Source organism: Peptoniphilus equinus (assembly GCF_027921445.1).
GTDB classification, from domain to species: domain Bacteria; phylum Bacillota; class Clostridia; order Tissierellales; family Peptoniphilaceae; genus Peptoniphilus; species Peptoniphilus equinus.
This window is the reverse complement of sequence record NZ_CP115667.1, coordinates 203,079-227,380: the sequence shown is the minus strand read 5'-3', so window position 1 is coordinate 227,380 and position 24,302 is coordinate 203,079. Positions and strand designations below refer to the sequence as shown.

Here is a 24,302-nt window from a genome sequence, read left to right as displayed (position 1 = left end):
GTTGTTCACTTGAATATGCTTTCTTATACCCAATGCCGAGGATTTAAAACGTATGATGCTTGACGTGGGTAATGCCATCTGAAAAAATGCTGCGCACATGATCATCGTCCAAAGAATAGATAGCTTGACGCGCTACCCGCTGCACTTTGATAATGTTGTGGGTGCGCAATATGGCAAGTTGATGAGAAATGGAAGACTGACTCATCCCCAGTGTGTTGGCAATCCCCGTCACATTCATTTCCCCCTGGCTCAGCACATAGAGAATCTTCACCCGAGTGGGATCGCTCATGCTCTTAAACAGCGCCGCTGTCCGTTCCACTAAGTTATCATCAGCTATAAATGTTGCGATGGTATCATTCTTATTCATCAAGTCACCTTCATATTAATTGATAGTACGATATACTCTTCCGGAGTCAAGGTTTCAGCACGCCGCTTCGGATCGATATTGGACGCTTCCAGCGCCTGTTCAATCTCCGCCTTGCTCAGATCAAAACCGTAGGTGGAAAGTGCGTTCAGTAAAGTCTTTCGCCGCTTGGAAAATGCACCGCGAACAATTTTAAACAAGTTCTCCCGATCCACATCGGCCACCCGATCTCGCAATTCAAACTTCACCACGGCGGAGTCGACGTTGGGATTGGGAATAAAAACTGTCTTGGGCACATCAAAGCCGTAGCTGACGTGAGCATAGAACTGGACAAACACCGACAGCGATCCATAATCTTTCGTCGAAGGCTTGGCCGAAAACCGTCGCGCCACTTCCTTTTGCACCATGACCACGATACGCTTCGCCTTGGTCTGCTCGATGACTTTGGTAAGAATCGCCGTGGTGACATAGTAGGGCAAGTTGGACACCACGACGAAAGGTTCCCCGTCAAAGGCCTCGTCAATCAATACGGGATCCATCTTTAAAAAGTCGTCATAGTGCACTCGGAGATTATCATAGGCCAACGTTTCTTCATGTACCGGCTGAAGGCGCTTGTCAATTTCCACTGCGAGTACACGCTTCGCACGAGCGGCTATTTCCTCGGTCAAGGTCCCTAAACCCGGTCCGATTTCCAAGACATTTTCGCCGTCCACTTCCGCCAAATCCACAATTTTTCTTACTATATTGCCATCGATAAGAAAATTTTGCCCCAAACTTTTGGACATATGAAAGCCATAAGCCTTTAAGAGCTCGATGACGCGATGGGGTTTATAAAGTCGTTCCATGGTTATGTGTCACCTTTTCTACAGCCCGATACAGATCCTTCGGATCGATGCCGTAACCGTTCAGTTGATTGAGAAAAGCTTTGGCATTGCCGTAGCCGATAGCGAGTTCCGCCGCCACAGCAAGACGTCGCTCTTTGGATCCGGGACCGGTAAGTCCCAAATCATGAAGGTCCTTTTCCGTAAATGTCGCGCTGAGCGTCTGAAACGAAGGGCGAGCTTTGTCAATGGCCTCAATAATATCTTTGGCCTTGGCGTTTTCAATGCCGATGTTGTCATGCTTCATCGCCTTATCCTGAGCCAAGTAGGCATGCTTCACACCCGGAACCTTGCCCGCAATGTCGGCACGGATTTTTTTGCCCATGTAATCCGGGTCGGTAAAGATGATGAGCCCCCGTTTTTTCTGTACATTTTGAAGCTCCTGAATGAGCTGATAGCCATATCCGAAGCCGTGGGTGGCGATGACATCACACTCCAGAGCGCCTTTTACAGCGGCTATATCGTCTTTACCTTCCACTACAATTACTTCTTTAATCATTGAAAAAGTCCTTTGCATTTTTCGCAGTTATATCGATGAGCTCTGAGGTTTTCATTCCTCGAAGGCCTGCAATCTCACGGGCAGTATGCTTGATAAACATGGGCTCGTTGCGTTTGCCTCGCATAGGTACCGGAGCAAGATATGGCGCATCCGTCTCCAACAGAAGGCGATCCAAGGGTACGATTTTTGCCACTTCCTTAGGATGACGAGCATTTTTAAAAGTCACCGCCCCGCCTAAGGCGATATATGCGCCGAGCTCCACGTAGCGTGCCATCATTTCCACCGGTTGGGTGAAACAGTGAATGAGAAACTTCATCTGCGGGTACGTTGCCACGGCCTCTGCAATAATATCAAACGTCTCCTGCACCGCCTCCCTGGTGTGAATCACAACGGGAAGCTCTACATGGTGAGCCAGCTCAATTTGCCGCTTGAAAACCTCCCGCTGGACGTCTCTGGGCGACAAATCATAATAGTAATCCAGTCCGATTTCACCAATGGCCTTGACATGTTCATCCTCGGCAAGCTCCATCAATCTGGCTTCCACAGCATCGTCATAGGTGGAGGCTTCATGAGGATGCACGCCGATGACGGCGCGAATATTGTCATAAATTTTGGCAAGCTCCACAGACGTCTCAGAACTTGGCAGATCACTGCCCACGTTATAGACTCGGTCCACCCCGTTTGCAGCTAAATTGCAAATGAGCATATCTCTGTCGTAGTCAAATTTCTCATCATCCAAGTGGGCGTGGGAGTCAATAATTCCCATCAGCACACCACACTTCCGTCTGCCATCTCTTCCAGCGTGGATGCGATGGAGATCTTGCCGTTGTCATCTTCAGCGGCAAGGAGCATCCCTTGAGATTCCACCCCACGGAAATTGTGAGGCTGCAAGTTGGTCAGTACCAAAATCTTCTTGCCGGTAAGCTGTTCTTTACTGTACTTGGACTTCAAATTGGTGACAATGGTCCGCTTGGTATCGCCGATCTTCAAACGAAGGACGTAAAGTCGATCCGCATTAGGATGATCTTCCACAGCTTCCACCAGTGCCAACTTAATTTCCATCTTTTCAAAATCTTCTAAGGTGATTGGTGCCTTGCCTTGCGTCGCTTGCTCTTCATCTTGCCCGTCGCCGCTCCACAGTTTCTTTTCAGCTTGACGTGCCGCAATCAGAGCAGCATTGGCCTCTTCCAGACGTTTCAGTTCTTCCTGCACATCGAGACGTGGGAAGAGCACATCCGGCTTCTTGGTCTTTTCTCCCGCAAGTAATAGACCCCAACGTTGTGCTTCATCCCAAGTCGGCGCCGTCTTCAGATTCAAAGCTTTGCGAATGCTCTTCGATGTGTTGACCAAAAACGGTGAAATGAGGACGGATACAATGCGAAGGGACTCAGCCAAGTTGTAGAGGACGGTGTCCAGACGTGCTCTATTGCTGTCGTCTTTGGCAAGAATCCACGGTGTGGTTTCATCCACATATTTATTGGAACGTCGGATGAGGTTCCAAATACTTTCAAGAGCCACGCTGAACTGGAAGTGCTCCATAGCCGCATCCACATCCCGATACGTAGTTGTGGCGAGCTCAATGAGCGAGCTGTCCACCGCCTCATCCACCGTCGGTTCAGGCAAATAGCCGTCGTTGTACTTATCCAACATGGACAGGGTTCGGGAAACCAGATTCCCTAAATCGTTTGCCAAATCAGAATTCAGACGACGCATAAATTTTTCCCTGTTGAATGAACCGTCAGCGCCGAAGCTGAACTCTCTGAGAAGAAAATATTTCAAGGCATCAATGCCGTAAAGATCAATAATCGGTTCCGGATAGATGACGTTGCCCTTGGACTTACTCATCTTGTCGTTGTCAAAGAGAATCCATCCGTGGCCAAAGACTTTCTTAGGCAACGGCAAATCCAATGCCATGAGAATGGCCGGCCAGATAATGGTATGGAAACGGGTGATCTCTTTGCCCACCAAGTGCACATCTGCAGGCCAGTACTTATTGAATTGCGCTTCATCGGTACCGTATCCGACTGCGGACAGATAACAGGAGAGTGCATCAATCCACACATAGATGACGTGTTTGTCATCAAACGGTACTTTGACACCCCAGTCAAAGGTGGAACGAGACACCGAGAGATCTTGGAGCTCATCTTTTAAGAAGTTATTGACCATTTCCCGCTTTCTGGATTCTGGTTCAATAAACTCCGCATGATCTTCATAGTATTTCAGCAGCTTCTCACGATACTTGGACAGTCTGAAAAAATAGGACTCTTCTTTCTGAAGCTGCGTCGGACGACCGCAGTCAGGACAGGTGTGATCGTGTCCCAGTTGGGATTCCGTCCAAAAAGCTTCACATGGTGTGCAATAATAGCCTTCGTATTCGCCTTTATAAATTTCACCCTTGTCATAGAGCTTTTGGAAAATATTTTGTACGTTCTTTTCATGTGCAGGATCGGTGGAACGAATAAAGGCGTCATAGTCAATGTCCAGCTTTTTCCAAAGTTCTTTAATCGACACATTGATCTTATCCACAAATTCCTTTGGTGCAATACCGGCTTCTGTAGCTTTTTCTTCAATTTTTTGACCGTGCTCGTCAGTACCTGTGGTAAAAAAGACATCATAGCCTTGCAGTTCTTTATAGCGTTTGATACTGTCCGCCGCCACTGTGCAATATGTGTGCCCAATGTGCAGGTTGTCCGACGGATAGTAAATTGGCGTAGTTATATAATAATGCTTTTTCGTTTCCAATAATATTGCCCCCTTTGGTTTCCTACTTTTGTTCATTATATTATATCTCAAAAGGTCAAGCAAACGCCGCCATATAAAAAAGGAGCTTATGCTCCCTTTTTGACGTCTTTGCCGTCGCCTTTAACCACTAACACGGATACGTTGGATGAGTTGATCACTTTATTGGAGACCGAACCGAGCAGCGTCCGTGAAAATGCCCCGAGCCCTCGATTGCCCATGACGATGAGGCTGACGTGATGTTCCTCTGCAAACTTGACAATTTGGTGTGCGGGGTTGCCCTTCACGTAGTACGTTGCCACGGGATACGGATAGTCAGACATCGCCGTCTTCACATCCTCCAAGACCTTTTGAGCTCTATCATTATTGGCTCGTTCCAACTCTAAATTATAGGGGAAATTCGTGGGATATTGTTCGAAAACACTGGTTTCAGGCACTACTGTAATCACCGCAATCTCCGCTTCGAATTGACGCCCCACTTCTTTTGCGACATTCACACTGCGCCGAGACGCTTCAGATCCGTCTATAGGTACTAATATTTTCATAGAATCCCTCCTTACTAGCCTTTTACCCGATTCTTAATTTTTTAGTCCGCCCAATGCCCACTTCGTCCGACTGCCTTGTGCCACAGCGCAAGCTTTTCTTGACGTACGTCATTCGCCATCGCAGGCATAAAGGTGCGATCCGGGACCATCTCATGTAACACATCCTCAAGTTCCATCTTCCCCGCGCCAATGGCGGCAAGATAGGCCGCCCCTTTGACCGTTGTCTCCACATCTTTGCCTCGGAGCACAGGTCGGCCGATAATATCCGCTTGGAACTGCATGAGAAAGTTGTTCGCCGATGCGCCCCCGTCAACTTTGAGCTCAGTCAAGCCTCCCAAATCTTCCTCCATGGCGTGGAGCACATCATAGGACAGGTAGGCGACCGATTCCAGTGTCGCCCGAACAAAATGTGCTTTGGTGACACTTCGCGTCAGTCCACAGACTGTGCCCCGTGCACTGCCGTCCCAATACGGTGCGCCAAGACCTGTAAAGGCAGGGACAATGACACAACCCGCCGTATCTGAAACTTTGGCGGCAAGATATTCCGAATCCTCGGCGGAATCAATGAGCTTCATCTCATCCCGCAGCCACTGCACACCCGCCCCTGCGATGAAAATAGAGCCTTCCAACGCATAGGTGACCTCCCCCTTAAGGCGCCATGCCACCGTACTCACCAGCCCGTTTTGGGAACGAACGACCTCGTCGCCGGTGTTCATAAGAAGAAAGGCCCCGGTGCCGTAGGTGTTTTTTGCATCCCCTCGATGCAACGCGCCGCTTCCGAAAAGAGCACTTTGCTGATCGCCGATAGCCGCCGTAATTGGGATGTCCGCGCCGAAGTAGTGAGTTGCCACCGTGCCGAACAGGCCGGCGGAATCTTTCACCTCAGGGAGCATACTGCGAGGCACACCCATAAGGGTTAAAAGCTCGTCATCCCAGTCCATCCTATGAATGTTATAGAGCATCGTGCGCGACGCATTGGAAACATCCGTGACGTGCTCCCCGCTCAGACGCCAGATGACATAGGTGTCCACCGTCCCGAAGGCGAGCTCTCCCGCTTCAGCCCGCAGTCTTGCGCCCGCTACATGATCAAGAATCCATGCAATCTTGGTGGCGGAAAAGTAGGCATCAAGTTCCAACCCCGTTTTGTTGTAGATCATATCCCGATACGGTTTTAACCGCGCCACGGTCTCAACGGTACGGCGACACTGCCACACAATGGCATTGTAGATCACCTCGCCTGTCGCCTTGTCCCAAACCACCGTAGTTTCCCGCTGATTGGTCAGACCGATAGCAGTGATATCCGAGGCCGTAAGTCCCACCTTGGCCATGGCTTCCGTGGCGGTCCCTAACTGCGTGGAAAAAATTTCCGCCGGATCCTCTTCCACCCATCCGGGTTGAGGAAAGTATTGACGGATTTCTTTTTGCGCTTTGGCCACCACATGAAACTTGTCGTCATAAATAAGCGTCCGGGCACTGGTTGTGCCGCAGTCAAATGCCATTATATACATGGTATCCCTCCTCAGTCGATGTAAAAGCCGTCAATGGCAGTGTGACTTTCCAAATAGCTGACCACTGCCACCCACTCATCATCATCCAACGCGGTGTCTTTTAAAAGCACGTCATAGACTTGGTCATTATGTCCGATAGCCACGCCGCGCCAAGTAATCGCTCTCGCTTTTAAAAAATCTTCCACGTCCTGCACCGTGTCCTTTGTCGCCGTGGTGAACTTTAAACTGTAGCTCTCCTTGTCAAAGTGGTGATGTTCCTGTTGAAAAAGATAGGTTTGGATCATAAGAATGATAGCCGTGGCCGCAGTGCCCACCACATACAGCCCCGCACCGAAACACATGGCGATCACCGCCGTCGTCCAAACACCTGCCGCCGTGGTCAGTCCGCTGACTTCATTGTGCCGCACAAAGATCAGTCCGGCGCCGAGAAAGCCGACCCCACTCACCACTTGAGATGCGATACGGGCCGGGTCGTAGGCCTCGGCGCCCGAAAATCCATACTTGGAGAGCAACATCGCCGCGCAGGCTCCAAGGGCCACGATAATATGGGTGCGCAACCCCGCCTTCTTATTTTTATGTTCCCGTTCATAACCGATAATTGCACCTGCACTGCTGGCAAGAAGAATCCGTGCAATGAACATCATCGTCAATTCAAAATCCATCACATCACCTCTGTAAATTCTATTTTACGTTGAAACCGTGTCTATGGCAATGGATAGGATTTGTCATGTGCAGAAAACGAACAGTGGCTTCAATGAATTTAAAGCGTCCCATGACAAGCACGCCGCCTCAACGACAAGCTTCAAGGTGCTCCAACCTCTGAGTGAGTTTTATAAATGAAGTTCTGCGCCGTGGTATTAAAAATGCCTCTCTACTGGGTATACAGGGAAAAAAGGAGTGATTTTATGACAAAAGCTTTGATTGTATATAACCCCAACGCCGGCAAAGAAGAAGGCGAGGCTATAGCAAATCGTTTTAAAGGCACCCTCCAGTCCCATTTCGAGACGGTGGAACTTAAGGGCACACAAAAGGCACATGATGCCACAGACTTTGCCGCCGCAAGTTACGACGACGGTTTTGAGGCAGTCTTTGCCATCGGCGGTGACGGTACCGTCAACGAAGTCGTCCAAGGCTTACTGGAGATTGCGCCGGAGCATCGCCCTACGCTGGGTGTCATCCCGGGCGGCACATTTAATGCCGTCACGCGCGTCCTTGATACTGTCCAGGACACAGACGCTGCCATTGACGCCTATACCTTGGACTTCCCTGAAGCCATGGACATAGGCCGTGCCAATGACAATATCTTCTGCCTTATTTTCAGTATTGGCAACATTCCCGAAGGGATTCATAACTCATCCTCTGAAGAAAAAACCAAGTTTGCTTTCCTTGCCTATGCTAAAAATATCTTGACCAACATGACCAAACAGGACACCTATAACCTGACCATTACCGCCGACGGCAAGGACTATTCCGGGACGTACTCCCACGTCGTAGTGCTTCTCTCCGGCGAATTGGAAAATCAGGAATTCACTAAGGCGAATATTCAAAAGGATGACGGTTACCTTCACATGATGCTCTTAAATCAAGTGTCGTTCCTCGAAGGATTAAACCTCATTCCCGACATCGCCGCCGGTGTCATGGACGACAATGAGAACGTCCACTACATCAAAGCCAAGTCCATCACCATTGACAGTGCCGACGGCACCGAAATTGAAACCGATTTAGACGGTGATAAAGGCGATCATTTGCCTGTAAATCTGTCTGTCGATCCCCTCGCTATTACAGCCTTCACCCAAAAGGCTCATGACGACACTGTCCAATAAACATCCTCCCCCGCTAAGCAGGGGGATTTTTTTGTCGTGAGACACCCTTCACCAAGCGACCCCGTCGCGTCACAAAAAATCTCCCTATCAAAGGAGCAAAATAGCCATAAAAAGACGCTTAAGCTTTAGCTTAAGCGTCTTGCTTCGAATACGTTTAAATTTCAATGGCTTCAAACCCGCGTCCTTGAATTTCCGCAGTGTTACTGACCGCCATAAAAGCATTCGGATCAATGTGGGCAACGATGCTTTTCACCGTAACCACTTGTCTCGGCGTACAAATCATGTAGATGATATTAAAGTTTGCATGGGAATAGGCACCTTCACCTTTGATATACGTCATGCCTCTGCGCATTTGAGAATAGACGGTAGCAACAATCTCTTCGTGCTTCGCGCTGATAATAAAGAGCTGTTTTTGTTGTCCCACGCCAAGGTGAATGCGATCGACCACTTGATAGGAGATAAAGAGCGCCACCAAAGTATAGAGTGCGCGATCAACGGAATAGATAAAGGCTGATGTACCGATGACAAAGGTATTGATCACCATCAGCGCATTCCCGACGGTGATGTTGTACTTGCTTTTTAGAATCGCCCCGACGATATCAAAGCCCCCGGTGGAGCAGCCGTTTCGAAAACAGATTCCCATGCCCATACCGTTTAAGACCCCGCCGAAGATACAGGCAAGAATGGTATCGTGAGTCACCGACCAGGTGCTCGGCATGATCCCGTCCAAGATCCCGGTATATATGGAAAGGACCACGGCAGAAATCATCGTCACCACCATAAACGACCGCTTTAAAAATATAAATCCCAAAATTAAAAGGGGTGCGTTCAGTAAGAAGAGAATCAGTCCCATGTTAATGTGCGTCAGATGATTGAGAATGACGGTAATCCCTGAGACCCCGCCGGAGATCATCTGATTCGGACGCAAAATGAGCACAATGGCCACTGCCACCAAAAAATCGCCCACTAAAAGCGCAATCAATTTGCGGATAAAATTGTGCCACGACAGCCCTATAAGTTGATTAAAGTCTTTTCCTGATTGCATAACTACCTCCCCTTGGATTATATGCCCCACAATCCTATTAGTAAAGACCAAGCGTCAGTGCTATAATAAAAGGCAAGAAAGGAGTCGTTATGAAACCTCGTACACTAGCTTACGCCGGGGTGGCCATTGCCCTTAGTCAAATCCTCAGCTATATAAAATTTTTAGAAATGCCTCAAGGCGGCAGCGTGACCTTGGGTTCTATGGTGCCTTTGACACTCTTTGCCCTGATGGCAACTCCGGGGGAAGCTTTCCTCGCAGGCGGGGTCTACGGTATTTTGCAGCTGGTGCTGAGCGGTGCGCCGCTCTACCATCCCCTCAGTCTGCTTTTGGACTATATTTTACCGTTCGGATCCATTGCCGTGGTCAGTTGCTTTACGACATCCAAATCCAAAGCCGTCATGGGCCTTGTTATCGCTTTTCTCCTTCGTTACCTGTCCCACTTCCTCTCAGGATGGCTGCTCTTCGGATCCTACGCACCGGAAGGTCAGGCCCCTTGGTTGTACTCTGCCGTCTATAACGCTTCCGTCTTAGTTGAAATGCTGCTTACTGTTGTCATTGTCTACATCGTTTACGATCGTGTTGTGCCGCGACTGCGTCGCAACGCCTAGGAGGTACTTTATGAAAAAACTGATCACACTGTCTCTGCTCTGTCTCGCTCTTGCAGGCTGCAACAAAGCCAATGCCCCTGCAAACTCCGACGACGCACCGACCAATGCCCCCGTAACCAATGAGAACGCCAATGCTCCGGCAACTGAGGCTGTGCTCAACAACGAGGCGGACATCATTGCATCCTACTTCGGTTCTTCCGATGCCTTTGAAGTGCGGGAGGTCTACTATCCTGCCACGGAAGCCGACGTGGAAGCCGACACCACCCTGACAGAGACAGAAAAATCGGAACTGTTGGCTACAAAGCCGACAATAAAAGCTGAGCTGTACGTCATCTATACCGGCGAACCTGTGGACTTTCAAGACATCGTGGAAGTCAACTTCGATTACACCGCCGCGCCGCTCTACTCTGCCGGCACCGGCGACTTAAAAAAAGAGGATGTCATCAGAAAGCTTTCCGGCGGCGAACCTCTTATGGTCACTTATTTGCCCGATGACGCAGAGTCTGAACTCAAGGACGTCGGATCGACAACCCTCACTATCAGCTCTGCGGCGTATCCTGTCTTTAACGCCACGATCGAACTCACCAATGCAAAATAACAATACCCGGCGCAGCATCTCGCTGCGCTTTTTTTATGCCCTTGTCCACCACCAAACCGCTGTCATGTACCCAAATGAAAGGACACATTCTCCAAAAGGACTGTCTTTAGATAAAGAGCCACCTAATCAAAGGTGCCGACTCATCATAAAACAGCGTGTCATCACTTAGTTGTGTCTCACCGGTGTTAGTATCACCGCCAGCCGAAATAATCCACATCAGGTATAGTATTGTTTTACCTCTATGAATAAAATAGCTTAATGCCGTGACTTGCGTTGATGCGTCGATTTTCACCTTTTTTTCACATTGTATCACCAATGTTTTAAAGATTTTTGGTGGGATTTTTTAAAACACCACGCTCTCTCAGGTAGTTTTCCTAGATCCCACTCTTCCATTCCATCATGTGAAACCTTGTATTTGCCTTGTTAATCTCTTTTACGTCTCTATTTAAAGTAATAAATCTATATATTTTTGTAAAATTTTTGTCAATTTGGAAAATTTTTATCTATTGACAAGCGTTTTCTTTCTGCCTATACTGTCCCTTGCACCTGAGTTCCAGTATCGTGCTCAGTGAAGACTTATTTGATAGGAGGTTACTATGTCACTTAACATTGAACCGAAAAATGTATTTCACTGGTTCTATGAACTGAACCAAATTCCTCGCTGCTCCGGCAATGAGAAAGCTGTTTCCGACTTTCTCACGGCATTCGCGAAAGAGCGTCATTTAGACGTCACTCAGGATGAGGCTTACAACGTCATCATTCGCAAACCTGCCAGCGCCGGTTACGAGAATGCCACACCCGTGATTCTCCAAGGCCACATGGATATGGTCTGCGTGAAAAATGACGATGTGGATCACAACTTCGATACGGATCCTATCGAGATGATCGTAGAAGGCGACTTTATTCGTGCCAACGGCACGTCTCTCGGTGGTGACAACGGGATTGCCGTAGCCTATGCGATGGCTATTTTAGACGGTGACTATGAACATCCGGCTTTGGAAGTATTAATCACAACCAACGAAGAAACCGGTATGGACGGCGCTGCCGCACTTAAAGAAGGCATGCTCCAAGGCAAGCGCCTCATCAATATGGACTCGGAAGAAGAAGGGGTCTTTTTGGTCAGCTGTGCCGGCGGTGCGACCATTGAAATCCGCTTTGCCAAAGAGACCGAATCGGTCACAGGCTCCGCCCTTACTGTTGCCGTGTCCGGACTCAAAGGCGGTCACTCCGGCCAGGAAATCGGCAAAGGCCGCGGCAACGCCAACAAGATTCTCTTCCGTCTCATTCATGCCGTCCAACAGGCGATGGATGTACAACTGGCCACTGTCAAAGGCGGCATGAAACACAACGCCATTCCTGATGCGGCCACCGCAACGATTGTGGTTGACGACACAGAAAAGGCAGAAAGCCTGATTCAAACGATGGCAGAGCTGATCACGTTGGAATACACCGTGGAAGAACCGGGACTCACCATCACTTGTGAATCCTCCGCTGCTGACACTGCACTGACCAAAGCGGCCACCGAAAACATTGTCGACTTCTTTATCATGGCGCCGAACGGCGTGATCTCTATGTCCAAAGACATTGAAGGTCTGGTTCAAACGTCACTGAATAATGCCGTGGTTACTGATGAAGACAACATGATCGTACTGGAAACGTCCATCCGCTCTTCTTCCGAATCCGAACTGGACAGTGTCATTGAAACCTTAGCGACCGCCGCCAAACGCGTCGGTGCAACTACAGAACTGACTAACCGTTACCCTGCATGGCAATTTGAACAAGACAGTCCCCTTCGCGATATATCCCTTTCCACCTATAAGGCCCTCTTCGGAAAAGAAGCTCGCTACGATGCCATCCATGCCGGCCTGGAATGCGGTTTGTTAAAGAAGGTTCTGCCTGATTGCGACATGATCAGTTACGGACCGGATATGTTCGACATTCACTCCCCAAAAGAACACCTCAGTATTTCCTCATCTCAACGAATGTGGGACTTTACTGTCGCTCTTTTGAAAAATTTAAAGTAAAGGATATTCTATGGAAAAAACTGAAAACAAAGACGTTCAAAAGCTGTCAAAAGACGCTTATGGCGGCGTGGCCGGTAAGGACTATGTCCCTTATGTCAAGAGCGCCAACCGCTCTGGGATGAACCTTGCGGTCATCCTCATCGGCGCTATTATTGCCGCTATCTTCGCAGCCTCTACCGCCTATTCCGGTATGAAAGCCGGTCTGACCGTTGCAGCCGGTATTCCTGGTTCCATCATCGGTTCGGCTCTCGTTCTGACTTTTGCAAAGAGCAAAGGTATTTTAGGTAAAGACTTGGTTCAAGGGATGGCCAGCGGCGGCGAATCGGTAGCCAGCGGTACCATTTTCGTGCTCCCTGCCGTTATTCTTATCGGCGCACAATACAACTATTTGGAAGCTATTATTGTTGGTATCGGCGGCGTCCTTTTCGGTGTCGGCGTCTCCACACTGGTTTATGATTATCTCATCGTGGAAGAACACGGTAACCTGATGTACCCTGAATCCATGGCGATTTCCGAAACCCTGGTTGCATCTGAAGGTAAGGGGGAATCCCTGAAGTTTATGCTTCAAGGCTTCGGCATCGGCGGTCTTATTACCGTCTTCACCGGCTCTTTCCTGAACAAAGTCAACAGCGTCTTTAGCATTGTCGGCGAGAAATTCTATAAGTTCCACTTCACCATGGAAGCCAATCCGCTTCTTATGGGTATCGGCTTTATTGTCGGCACGGAAGTCTCCCTGATGATGTTTGCCGGCTCGGTACTTGCCAACTTCGCTGTCGTGCCTCTCGTCGGTTTCTTCGCTGAAATGGCCACAGACTCCGCTGTCGTGTGGAACGACTCTGCAACCTTTATCAACCAAATGGGTGCTGATGCCATCTCCGGTAACTATGTCAAATACATCGGTGCCGGTATGATGATCTGCGGCGGCATCATCGGTGCTATCCGTCTGATCCCTACCATTATCACCTCACTGAAAGCCACTATGGGCGCAAAAGCCGCCTCCTCTTCTAAAACATCCCGCAGCAACCTGAATATGGTATTGCTCGCTGCCGGCGTTGTATTTGGTGTTGTAGGCGCATTTATGATCTCTTCAAACCCTGTGATGGCTATCCTTGGCATTGTCATTACGCTGCTGCTGTCTGCTGTCTTTGTCATCGTATCTGCAAAGCTCACCGGTACCATCGGGACATCCAACCTCCCTGTATCCGGTATGACCATTGCATCGGTTGTTGTAGCTACCTTGATCTTCGTCATCATGGGCTGGACCGGCAATGCTGACAACCACGCACTGTTGATGTTCTCAACCTTTATCGTTGTCGCTATCGCCATGGCCGGCGGTTACTTCCAATCTCAAAAAGTTGCCTTCGTCATCGGCGGCGACAAAGACGAAATGACCAAGTCATTCTCCCTCTCCGGCGTTATCGGTGTCGTGATCACGATGGGCGTTATCTTACTCTTAAAAGATCAACTTGCCATCACCTCTTCCAACCCGCCGTTCGCCCTTCCGCAAGCTAACTTGATGTCCACATTGACCAGCGGTATCTTCTCCGGAGAAATTCCTTGGATTATGATTATCGTCGGTATCGTCATGGCACTGTTCTTCTTCTTTGCGAACTTGCCAATTATGACCGTAGCCATCGGTTTCTATCTGCCAATCTCAACCACCTCCATCATTCTCATCGGAGCTATTTTGAGATACTTCATTGAAAAAACCACCAAAGATAAAGAACTTGCCGATGCTAAAGTTGCCAACGGCATCAGCCTTTCTTCCGGTCTTGTGGCCGGCGGTTCCATTGTCGGACTCATCGGTATCGTGCTTCAAGTGACCGGTGTGGTGCAACCCGGCGAGATCACAGGCTTTGCCGCAAGCAACGGCGCACCGCTTCTAATGATAGCATTTATGGTGATCGCAACCTACATTGCCATCAGCGCTACGAAAAAGCACAGTTAAACCCCCAATAAAAAAGGACCGTTCACTCCCCTGAGGTGTGAATAGGTCCTCTTTTTTTGTGTCTTAACTTTCCGTCACATCGGTTATGGTGTAGCCTTCGTCTTCTACCGCCGCTTTGGCCGCATTCACATCAAAGTTGCCAACCACCACAGCTTTTTTCTCTTCCAGGCTCACATCCACACCCTCGACGCCGCTCACGCTTTTGATGGCTTCATCTACTGCACGGACGCAGTGTGCGCAACTCATACCTTCAATAGAAAAAACAGTTTTCATAACTCCTCCTTTGTCACTATCCCGTCATTTAATCTCGGTGTAAAAAATTTCAGTCGCAGTGCATTGGTGACCACAGACACGGAACTGAAGCTCATGGCCGTCGCCGCCACCATGGGGTTTAACAGGAGACCGAAGCTGTGATATAAAGCTCCGGCTGCAATGGGAATGCCAATGACATTGTAAATAAACGCCCAAAAGAGATTCTCTTTAATCGTTCTCATGACGGCTTTGGAGAGCTTAATCGCCAGCGGCACATCACTTAGGCGACTTGTCATCAGCACTACATCCGCCGACTCAATCGCCACTTCCGTCCCAGCCCCAATGGCTATGCCCACATCAGCCTGTACGAGAGCCGGTGCATCGTTGATCCCGTCACCGACCATGGCAACCTTGCCCGTCTCGCCAAGCTCCCTCACATAACGGGCTTTGTCCTGTGGGTGGACATCAGCGATAACATGGGTAATGCCTACCTGACTTGCGATAGCATCCGCCGTACGGGCATTATCCCCTGTGATCATCACTACATCTATACCCATGTGCCGCATCGTGGCTACCGCCGCTTTGGAATCCGCTTTGATCACATCCGCCACAGCAATCACACCGAGGACGCCGCGGTCGGAGGCAAAATACATTGGCGTCTTGCCCTCTTCGGTAAAGCGGGCCACCTCAGTCTCGAAGTCCGTCACGGCAAACCCCTGATCCGCCATCAGCTGTCCGTTCCCGGCATAAATCGTCGTGCCGTCCACCACACCGGTGATCCCTCGCCCTTCAAGAAGGGTATAGTCCGTCGCCTCAGGAAGGGTCAGGCCCTGCGCCTCAGCATGGCTTATCATTGCCTCAGCCAAAGGATGCGACGAGAGCTTTTCCACCGCAGCAGCAACGGCAATCAGTCGCTCTTTATCGCACAACACGCTCACCACATCCGTCACGACAGGTTTGCCTTCCGTAATCGTGCCGGTCTTATCCAGAACCACCGTCGTAATCCCATGAAGCACTTCCAAGGACTCCGCCGACTTAATTAACACGCCGTGCTCGGCGCCTTTTCCCGTGCCCACCATAATCGCTGTCGGGGTGGCCAGGCCTAATGCACACGGACACGAAATAACCAGCACCGAAATGCCGATACTGAGGGCAAATTCAAAGTCACCGGTACCTAGCCACCACACCACAAACGCGGCGGCTGCAATAGTCATCACCGTCGGCACAAAAATGCCGCTGATCTTATCGGCAAGCTTCGCAATCGGCGCTTTGGAACTCGTCGCTTCCTCCACCAATTGAATCATTTGTGCCAGGGTGGTGTCACTGCCCACCCGCTCTGCCTCCATCACCAAGTATCCCGTCTTGTTCAAACCCCCGGATGTCACACGGTCTCCCACCGTCTTTTCCACCGGCATACTCTCTCCGGTAATGGCCGATTCGTCCACCGATCCATGGCCGCTCACCACCACACCGTCCACTGGTATGGCGCTGCCTGCTCGAAGGACCACGTGATCGCCCACAACCAGATCTTGGGTTAAAACCTCCACTTCCACACCCTGTCGCAAGACCTTAACCGTCTTCGGTGTGAGATCCATGAGCTTGGTAATGGCTTCCGTCGTTCGCCCCTTGGCTCGGGCTTCAAGATACTTTCCAAAAGTGATCAGCGTCACAATCATCGCGGCAGACTCAAAATACAGATGCATCATAAAGTAGTGCGCCACATCCATGTCTGCGTGCCCCAACGCATAATTGATTCGAAAGAGGGCATAGATCCCATAGAGCACCGCCGCACCGCCGCCCACAGCAATAAGAGAATCCATATTCGGCGCTCGCTGCACCAAATTTTTAAATCCGCGGCTAAAATAGTCCCTTGTCACATAGAGCACGGGAAGCAGGAGCATAAATTGCGTGAGGGCATAGATCCCGGCATTTTCCAAGCCCGTAAGAAAGTGCGGCATGATAAACCCCCACATGTCGCCCATGGCGATGTAAAAAATAGGTAGTGTCAGCGTACCGGCAATCATCAACCGGCGCCGTATCGTCGCCACCTCATCCACTCTCGGCGCCGGTGTCTCGTCCATCTTGTCAGCTTTGATGCTGGCGCCGTAGCCGGCCTTTTCCACCGTGGCAATAATATCCGCTGCTGTGGGGCCGTCATAGTCCACCACCATCGATCCGGTAAGAAGATTGACCCCCACCGTATTGACGCCGTCCATGTTGGAGACCTTCCGCTCTACACGTGCCGAACAGGCGGCACACGTCATCCCGGTTACATTAAATTGCTGTTTCATCGTATCATCCTTCCACTCGCTCATAGCAGCTCGACATTTAATTCCTACCACTATACTATGATATTGGCTTCAAAATATCAAGAACGCACTAAAAAGTATATAAGTTACCAAAAAGGTACTAAGGAGATGCCATGAACGACCTTGTCACACGGTGTCCCGTATCCGCTACCATCGCTTTGATCAGCGGCAAGGATAAACCGTTGATTCTTTGGCACCTGAGCGACAAAACCCTGCGGTTCTCAGACCTCAAAACTGTGGTGGAAGGTGCTACATCAAAAATGCTCACACAACAGCTTAGAGAATTGGAATCCGACGGCCTCGTTCACAGACACGTCTATCCCGTCGTCCCCCAAAAGTTGAATACTCCCTCACACCCCTCGGCAAAAGCCTTTTTCCCATCTTAGACGCCATGTACACCTGGGGTGAAGCCTACATGAAAGAGGACGGACTCAGCCCTCACTGCAGTATGAAACTCTCGCCGCAGTAACTGTCGACCTTAGTATGAATGATTTATACACTTATGTAAAGAGACGCCCTTTATCCCCGGGCGTCTCTTCCTATTTCTTAATTTAATTGACATCAATGCCATACAGTGTTTTAATCAACTGCTTCAACGACCATGCAATGTGCTCCTTCAAGGCGGCCTGTGCCGTCTCCAGGTCGTCATCGATCATGGCGTTTAAAATCGTAATATGCCACGCCGTGGACTCCACAGTGGTATTAGTTATGGCGTTGGCCTTAAATCGATAGCGTTCAACTTGAGAACTGATTTGATTTAACAGTAATTTATAATAATTGTTGGACGACTTTTCCACAATGAGCTCATGTATGACAGAGTCCAGTTTGGAAATGTACTTCAAGGCATTTTTATAACCTTTTTGATACTCGTCAAGATAAGTTTGCAACTGATCGCGAAGCTTAATCAGCTCTTTTTTGTGGATCCGCTCAATGGAGGTCTTAAGTGCATTGACTTCTAAAATACTGCGAATCTCGTAGATGTCCGACAAATCTTTAATGGAGAGACCTTTAACTAAAGTACCGACACCGTCAAAGCTCTTCAAATAATTCTCCGATTCCAGTTGTATAAAGGCCTGACGCACCGGCGTCCGACTCATATTGAGTTCTTCACCAATACTGCTTTCAGTGAGCAGATCACCTTCATCAAATTCACCTTCGATAATTTTAGTCCGAATATAATGGTATGCTTTTTCCGATAAAGTTTGTCGTTTCAAGTCATCCTCCTAGATGGATCAGCAGACAGGATTTCTTGGCTCCTTATTACTTAACATGGCCAAAAGGTTGCCTAAGGCATACTCTTTCAGGGCTCTCATCGATTCATAAGACATATAGGAGACGTGGGGTGTCACTAAAATACCGTCTGTTGAGAGTATGGGGTCATTCTCTGCCGGAGGTTCATTTTTTATCACATCGAGAATAGCTCCGGCAATATCCTTCTGCGTCACGGCATCAATAAGATCCTGTTCTTTAACAATCTTTCCTCGTGCCGTATTGATAAGATAGGCGGAATTTTTCATGAGTTTAAACTCATTGGCACCGATTTTATCGGCATTACTGTCTACACCTCGAAGGTGTATCGACACATAGTCCGCCTCTTTAAAACCTTCTTCCCAAGATACCGGACGTACACCGGCGGCTTTAATGGAAGCACTATCAGTATACTCATCATACGCCATGATTTCAATACCCAATGGTAACAATCGCTTCGCCACTACACGTCCGATGCCTCCAAATCCCACAAGCAGAATTTTTTGATTCTCAATGCGGTGGGTTTGGTAAGCTCCTGCTAAAGCCCCCCACTTCCCAGCTTTAACATTGTCTAAACAGGATTCGGCATAATCGGTGACGTGTTTATTGCCGTGGTAGATAGCTGCTATCACATAATCGGCCAAGTCTTCTGAACAGTAGTCCTGAATGTTTGTGACTTTGATTCCTTTGTCTTTACATGCGTCGATATCAATGCGGTCAAATCCGCCGCCGTATACGGCAATACCCTTGCACTGCTCCAACTGTTCAATCGTCTCACGAGGTATATCAGCATAGACTTGTGCGAGAATCCCGTCGGCTTGATATCCGAAAGCTTTCAAATCCGCTTCATAGTCATAGGTTGAATGCCGAATCTCCACGCCGGGTAACTCTTTTTCTAAAATTTCATGCTCCAAATCATAGTCGGACCACTCTTCATCAATAATCCAAATTAACATATCAACCTCCTAGAAACATCGTTGTGATAGGTTTTATAAACGTAACCATCATAAGGACAACAAGCAGTGCGAAAATAAACTTCAAAATAGCTTGAGAGACCTCTTCCATTTTCAACTTCGATATCGCTGAAGCCACAAATAGATTGATACCGTATGGCGGTGTACAAAATCCTATAGCAAGGTTCATGGTGAGCATAATCCCAAACGTCACAGGACTCATTCCGAACTTCATACAGATTGGCAATAAAATCGGACTGAGAATAATTGTGGCAGGAATATTATCGATGAACATCCCGATAATAATTAAAAAGATATTAATCAGCACGAGGATGACTACCCCATTGTCACTGAGGGATGTAATGGCAAGAGCAATTTTGTTCGGGATTTGCTCCATGGTTAAGAGCGCTGCAAAGGCCGTAGACAATCCAATCATAAAAGTAGTGGCGCCATTGACGACAATGGCATCTCTCACCGAGTTATACGCGCCTTTTAAATCCAATTCTTTATAGACGAAAACGCCCACAATAAAGGAATAGACCACAGATACTACAGCCGCTTCCGTCGGGGTGAAAATCCCCAGATAAATGCCGCCCAAGATAATAACCGGTGAGAGAATGGCAAAGAATGCCGACTTAAACGTACTCCAAATTTCAGACAGTGTTTTTCGATGGGTATTGCCCTTATAACCCTTCTTTTTAGACACAATGTAGCAGACGAGCATCAATGCAACGCCCATAAGAATTCCCGGCAAGAACCCTGCCGTAAACAAATCGGTAATGGACGTCCCGGAGACAACACCATAGATAACAAAAGGCACCGACGGCGGAATGATGACACCGATTGTCCCTGCAGCCGCAGTGAGCGCCACAGAGAAAGATTTGCCGTAGCCGTGCGCCACCATTTGAGGAATCATGAAAGCGCCGACGGCAGACACCGTCGCCACTGCAGAACCGGAAATCGCCGCAAAAAACATACACACCACAACGGTAACCATACCGAGCCCTCCGGTGATGTGTCCGATAAAGGCCTCAAAAAAATCTACCAAACGCTTGGCAATACCGCCACTGCTCATCAGATTGCCCGCTAACATAAAAAACGGAATAGCCATCAACGGAAATGAGTCTACACCGGCCACAGCATTTTGAACAATAAGAACTGGCGGCATAGTGGTATGTAACAATATTGTCGTTAACGTTGCAATTCCAATTGCATAACCTATCGGCATGCTTAAGATCAGAAGTGCAAAAAATACGCCAAATAAGGTTAAGGCATTCATTGTTCCCCTCCCTTCTCCATGTACGTTGCAGTCTTTTCACCTTGTCCTGTGGATGCGGTGCGGTTCATCCCGATCATGTCCAAAAAAATACGCAGTGCCAAGATAACAGAGCTCACAGGCAGCGACGCGTAGACATAAATTAACGGCAGCCTCATTCCTGCAGACAGAGCATGGCGTGCATTCATGGACTGTAAGAGTTTAAAGCCTTCATAAGCAAGAAATAGGTTAAATCCCAGCCAGATAAGCTGAATAATCACATCGATAACTTTTTTAAAGCCCGCAGATTTAAACAGTGTAAAAATCAAATCTACTTTAATATGCTCATGGTAATGAAAAGCAATACTCACACCTAACCACGTCTGCCAGATGAAAAGATAGCGTGCAAGTTCTTCCGACCAAGATACCGAAGCATTGAAGATATAGCGCATGATGATTTGAAATGAAATCAGTACAACACTGAATACCAAACTGAACACCAACAGTTTTTCTTCCAGTTCATCATATAATTTAAAAAACTTTTTCATAGGCTACTCCTTGAATGTAAGGAAAACGAGGTGGCGGAAACCACCTCATTCTTCGGATCCCATCATTGGTTAAAGCTTTCTGCCAAATCAAAGAGTTCTGCACCAAACTGCTCACGATATTTATCGTACATCGGTTTGAGTGCATCTTTAAATGCTTGTTTTTGTTCATCACTTAATACATTCGTCGTTAAATTACCTTCCGTTTTCAGCTTTTCAATGGCTGCATCGTTATCGGCTAATTCCATTTGACGTTGATTTTCTACAAAAGCTTTCACTTCCGTTCTCAACAATTCTTGTTGTTCCGATGTCAGTCCATCAAATTTAGTTTGATTCATCAAAAATGGAAGAAAATTGTGAATATGCTCATCCACGGTGAGGAATTTTTGTACCTCGTAAAATTTATTCGCATAAGTCAGTGACGGCGGATTTTCCTGAGCATCCACGGTGCCTTGTTGCAAGCCGGTGTAGAGCTCAGTAAAACTGATTGGCGTAGGGTTGGCTCCTAAGGTTTTATAAAAGTCAATAAAGATCGGTGACTCCATAACACGCATTTTCACACCTTGAAGATCTGCAGGTCTCTCAATGGCGCCGGTGTTGGTCGTTGTACTGCGAATCCCGTTATAAGCGTATCCCAAGTTAATCAGGCCATTGCCTTCAAGCTTAGCATTAAGTTGTTGACCCAGTTCCCCATCAAGGGCTGTAAAGGCCGATTCAGAATTTTTGAACAGATATGGCATATCCAAGATGCCGAACTCATCCGAGTAGGTTGTCAGAACCGAGGTTGACGGCAGAGCGACATCTAATGTCCCCATGGCCGTAGACTCCGTAAGTTGTACGTCACCGCCCAGAGCTCCGTTAGGATAAATTTCAATGACAAGACTTCCGTTGGATTTTTCTTCAACATTCTTTTTAAATTCAAGCAGAGCTCTATGTGTTGAACGATTTTCCGGCTCAACATGACCGATTTTAATAGTCACGGCGTCCGCTGAAGCTTCTGTTGCGGCAGGTTCATTGCCTTGTGCCGATGAGTCAGCAGCTTGATTGCCACCACATGCGGTAACGAATACCATCATCAGGGCCAGGATTGCAAATAATGATTTTTTCATAGCTTACTCCTTATAAAATAGTAATTTCTTCGTTCACTGCATCTAAACGAATATGATCGCCTTCCTGCACAGTCTCATAAAACGCCGGATCCACTTTGTCCACCATGGGAATTTCAAAGATGATGGCACTGGTGACAAGGACTGTTTCAGCACGTTCTACAATCATCCCCGCAGGCTGATTGTCTTTTTTCATCAATTGAAAGAGCCCGTCAGCCTGAACAACAGAGCTACCCTTACCTGAGGGAAAAGCTAAAATTTTCTTCGCCATAGAGCGTCCTTCCATATCGTGGCCTGTTTCAATCATCACCCCATCTTCAGGACGAATAAGGTAAAACATGATGTCATCTTTGGACAAGGTAATATCCGCTTCCACACATCCCTCGACAATTTTGTGACATTTAAATACTTGAGACATCATTGCACCTCCCCTGTTATGGCCCCTTCAATGCACGTATCCAAATCACGAATGACAAAATCGATGCCGCGACGTTTTGGATAGTAGGCACACTTCGGTGACTCGGTAAGTCCCACTTTATTCTTTAAGAACTTCCATGACGGTTGATCCGGACAGGTTGCAGGTACGATGTGTGCACCCTTGTCTTCCAAAGCTTCATCCAATCCCATAAGCTTAGCTGTGGTCTTAGTATGCTCCGAGGTCAAAATATACATCGGTACTTTCAGTCGTCGCTTTCCTATCTGCTCACGAATGTGAAGGCACTCATCCAACGTGAAATGCGGACAACCAAACATCACAAAGTCGATAGAACGATTTCCCACAATCGAAATCTCATCTCTTGCAGTGAGTAAATCGTCATCTGTGATAATCACCTTCCGTTCAGGCTCCTTACCGCCAAAAGCCACCTCTATAGTTGGCGCTTCCGGTGTCACTCCTACAATATGGTACATGTCATAAGCTCCCGAAGTATTTAATTCGGCACCTAAATTTCTCAAAGCTTCTTTACTGATATGCTTCGGTAATCCTACAAATACCGGAATACCATGTCCGATTTTCTTACCGCACATACCCAGCATATGATACTTATAATCGTTATCCATATGAGCTTGAACTTCGACCAATATCGTACCTTTACGGTTTTCATCCAAAAGCAGACCATATTCCGGTACATAGCCGGTAATTGAAGCAAATAAGGCAGAGTTAGCACCTTCTCGATTCGTCCTTGCACCCCACACTGCATTGGCATATGGCGTAGCGGAAGATTCGGAAAATGCAATGACTTCTCCATAATTCGGCACATTGGTATCTATGTACGGGGTACAATTATAAGTCAGTTTGGCCCCTAAGGCTCTATAAGCATCGTGCGTCGCCTTCATAAAAGCATAGTCCTCATCGTCAACCAAAGCCCTGTCCTTAAACCAGCAGAGACTGAAGCCCGGGTTCACCGTTGGAGGGACTTTGCATTTGGCACCCATAGACACCATTTTTTTTGCCAACCATTGATCAGCATCCTGATTACTTAGTGCAACGTGAGCTCGTGTAATGGGTACGAGGCGCTCGGCATTGAAGGACTCGCCAATGGCAACTTGTACCTTCATAGCAAGCTGCACACCTGGACCCATTCTCCCATCGAGCATATCTTGTTGCTCTTTGTTTAGATTCATCGTTAACTCCTTTCTAAAACCCACCAAGATACAATCTTTCGTATGCCAGAAGTATACACCTACTTAAGTTGCCGTGTCAATAGTTTTTTTTGATACCTTATTAAAACTTTTCCATTTCAGTCTTTTATCTGTTTATTTTACTTGATTTTAATGTATACTTCTTATATTCTTTTGTCAAAGCACTTAGCTTTATATATCTGTATACTTTTATCTGTACATTTTCCCTTTATCATGAACAAACACTAGGCGCCTCTCTTGTCCCGACGGTACCACCCTCGCCAACAGATGTCGAACGACTTATATTGTGATAACTTTTTAATCACCTATCAGTGAAAATGAGGCATAACCGTGTTCCGTCATTATTCCATTGGGTCATACTTCATCTGCATAAGGGTGGTTATCATCCCGGGAGCATTTTCCCTTTCCATT

Annotated in this window: 23 protein-coding genes and 1 pseudogene; 6 read left to right on the top strand and 18 right to left on the bottom strand. The window is 47.9% G+C overall.

Annotated features, from left to right (window positions below):
• Positions 1-43: 43 nt before the first annotated feature.
• From O6R05_RS01120 to O6R05_RS01085, 8 genes are read right to left on the bottom strand one after another with little or no spacing between them, the layout of a single operon-like run.
• Complete coding sequence (locus tag O6R05_RS01120) at positions 44-367, bottom strand: ArsR/SmtB family transcription factor (RefSeq protein WP_271191720.1); 324 nt, start codon at positions 365-367, stop codon at positions 44-46.
• Positions 367-1,209 (bottom strand): 16S rRNA (adenine(1518)-N(6)/adenine(1519)-N(6))-dimethyltransferase RsmA, encoded by an 843-nt coding sequence (gene rsmA / locus O6R05_RS01115; RefSeq protein WP_271191719.1) that lies wholly within the window; start codon positions 1,207-1,209, stop codon positions 367-369. Before rsmA ends, O6R05_RS01120 begins: the two co-directional genes overlap by 1 nt.
• Positions 1,193-1,744, bottom strand: a complete 552-nt coding sequence (gene rnmV, locus O6R05_RS01110; RefSeq protein ID WP_271191718.1) for a ribonuclease M5 — start codon at positions 1,742-1,744, stop codon at positions 1,193-1,195. The genes rsmA and rnmV overlap by 17 nt, the downstream gene beginning before the upstream one ends.
• Positions 1,737-2,504, bottom strand: coding sequence for a TatD family hydrolase (locus O6R05_RS01105; protein ID WP_271192277.1), 768 nt, complete (start codon positions 2,502-2,504; stop codon positions 1,737-1,739). Before O6R05_RS01105 ends, rnmV begins: the two co-directional genes overlap by 8 nt.
• A 5-nt stretch (positions 2,505-2,509) precedes the next feature.
• Positions 2,510-4,522, bottom strand: coding sequence for a methionine--tRNA ligase (metG, locus tag O6R05_RS01100; protein ID WP_271191717.1), 2,013 nt, complete (start codon positions 4,520-4,522; stop codon positions 2,510-2,512).
• A 50-nt stretch (positions 4,523-4,572) separates the two neighbouring features.
• Complete coding sequence (locus O6R05_RS01095) at positions 4,573-5,028, bottom strand: universal stress protein (RefSeq protein ID WP_271191716.1); 456 nt, start codon at positions 5,026-5,028, stop codon at positions 4,573-4,575.
• Between the two features lie 41 nt (positions 5,029-5,069).
• Positions 5,070-6,536, bottom strand: coding sequence for a glycerol kinase GlpK (gene glpK / locus O6R05_RS01090; RefSeq protein WP_271191715.1), 1,467 nt, complete (start codon positions 6,534-6,536; stop codon positions 5,070-5,072).
• Between the two features lie 11 nt (positions 6,537-6,547).
• Positions 6,548-7,198: an MgtC/SapB family protein gene (locus O6R05_RS01085; protein WP_271191714.1), complete on the bottom strand. Its 651-nt coding sequence runs from the start codon at positions 7,196-7,198 to the stop codon at positions 6,548-6,550.
• A gap of 243 nt (positions 7,199-7,441) precedes the next feature.
• Between O6R05_RS01085 and O6R05_RS01080 the strand changes: the two genes are divergently transcribed.
• A complete protein-coding gene (locus tag O6R05_RS01080) occupies positions 7,442-8,359 on the top strand; it encodes a diacylglycerol/lipid kinase family protein (protein ID WP_271191713.1) in 918 nt (305 codons plus the stop codon).
• Positions 8,360-8,513: 154 nt separating this feature from the next.
• Here O6R05_RS01080 and O6R05_RS01075 read toward each other — a convergent pair whose 3' ends face one another.
• Positions 8,514-9,404, bottom strand: a complete 891-nt coding sequence (locus O6R05_RS01075; protein WP_271191712.1) for a YitT family protein — start codon at positions 9,402-9,404, stop codon at positions 8,514-8,516.
• 89 nt (positions 9,405-9,493) lie between these two features.
• On the opposite strand from O6R05_RS01075, the gene thiT reads away from it, so the two are divergent.
• The 4 genes from thiT (at position 9,494) to O6R05_RS01055 (ending at position 14,582) form a co-directional block, all read left to right on the top strand.
• Positions 9,494-10,012: an energy-coupled thiamine transporter ThiT gene (gene thiT / locus O6R05_RS01070; RefSeq protein ID WP_271191711.1), complete on the top strand. Its 519-nt coding sequence runs from the start codon at positions 9,494-9,496 to the stop codon at positions 10,010-10,012.
• Between the two features lie 10 nt (positions 10,013-10,022).
• Entirely contained in the window at positions 10,023-10,610 is a 588-nt protein-coding gene (locus O6R05_RS01065) for a hypothetical protein (protein ID WP_271191710.1), read from the top strand.
• Positions 10,611-11,206: 596 nt separating this feature from the next.
• Complete coding sequence (locus O6R05_RS01060; protein WP_271191709.1) at positions 11,207-12,634, top strand: aminoacyl-histidine dipeptidase; 1,428 nt, start codon at positions 11,207-11,209, stop codon at positions 12,632-12,634.
• Between the two features lie 10 nt (positions 12,635-12,644).
• Positions 12,645-14,582, top strand: a complete 1,938-nt coding sequence (locus tag O6R05_RS01055) for an OPT/YSL family transporter (protein WP_271191708.1) — start codon at positions 12,645-12,647, stop codon at positions 14,580-14,582.
• A 63-nt stretch (positions 14,583-14,645) separates the two neighbouring features.
• On the opposite strand, the gene O6R05_RS01050 is transcribed toward O6R05_RS01055, so the two are convergent.
• Positions 14,646-14,855 carry a heavy-metal-associated domain-containing protein gene (locus O6R05_RS01050; protein ID WP_271191707.1) on the bottom strand — a complete coding sequence of 70 codons (210 nt, stop codon included), beginning with the start codon at positions 14,853-14,855 and terminating at the stop codon, positions 14,646-14,648.
• Positions 14,852-17,125 carry a heavy metal translocating P-type ATPase gene (locus O6R05_RS01045; protein WP_271191706.1) on the bottom strand — a complete coding sequence of 758 codons (2,274 nt, stop codon included), beginning with the start codon at positions 17,123-17,125 and terminating at the stop codon, positions 14,852-14,854. Before O6R05_RS01045 ends, O6R05_RS01050 begins: the two co-directional genes overlap by 4 nt.
• A 131-nt stretch (positions 17,126-17,256) precedes the next feature.
• Here O6R05_RS01045 and O6R05_RS08285 point away from each other — a divergent pair.
• Positions 17,257-17,612, top strand: a pseudogene (locus tag O6R05_RS08285) (winged helix-turn-helix transcriptional regulator).
• An 82-nt stretch (positions 17,613-17,694) separates the two neighbouring features.
• Here O6R05_RS08285 and O6R05_RS01030 read toward each other — a convergent pair.
• From O6R05_RS01030 to O6R05_RS01000, 7 genes are all read right to left on the bottom strand, one after another.
• Positions 17,695-18,357 (bottom strand): GntR family transcriptional regulator, encoded by a 663-nt coding sequence (locus O6R05_RS01030; RefSeq protein ID WP_271191705.1) that lies wholly within the window; start codon positions 18,355-18,357, stop codon positions 17,695-17,697.
• A gap of 18 nt (positions 18,358-18,375) precedes the next feature.
• Entirely contained in the window at positions 18,376-19,347 is a 972-nt protein-coding gene (locus O6R05_RS01025) for a C-terminal binding protein (protein ID WP_271191704.1), read from the bottom strand.
• Position 19,348: 1 nt separating this feature from the next.
• Positions 19,349-20,623, bottom strand: coding sequence for a TRAP transporter large permease (locus O6R05_RS01020; protein WP_271191703.1), 1,275 nt, complete (start codon positions 20,621-20,623; stop codon positions 19,349-19,351).
• Complete coding sequence (locus O6R05_RS01015; protein WP_271191702.1) at positions 20,620-21,147, bottom strand: TRAP transporter small permease; 528 nt, start codon at positions 21,145-21,147, stop codon at positions 20,620-20,622. The genes O6R05_RS01020 and O6R05_RS01015 overlap by 4 nt, the downstream gene beginning before the upstream one ends.
• Positions 21,148-21,209: 62 nt before the next feature.
• Positions 21,210-22,253 (bottom strand): TRAP transporter substrate-binding protein, encoded by a 1,044-nt coding sequence (locus O6R05_RS01010; RefSeq protein ID WP_271191701.1) that lies wholly within the window; start codon positions 22,251-22,253, stop codon positions 21,210-21,212.
• 10 nt (positions 22,254-22,263) lie between these two features.
• On the bottom strand, positions 22,264-22,671 hold the full coding sequence (locus O6R05_RS01005) for an aconitase X swivel domain-containing protein (protein WP_271191700.1): 408 nt from the start codon (positions 22,669-22,671) through the stop codon (positions 22,264-22,266).
• On the bottom strand, positions 22,668-23,873 hold the full coding sequence (locus O6R05_RS01000; protein ID WP_271191699.1) for an aconitase X catalytic domain-containing protein: 1,206 nt from the start codon (positions 23,871-23,873) through the stop codon (positions 22,668-22,670). Before O6R05_RS01000 ends, O6R05_RS01005 begins: the two co-directional genes overlap by 4 nt.
• Positions 23,874-24,302: the final 429 nt, after the last annotated feature.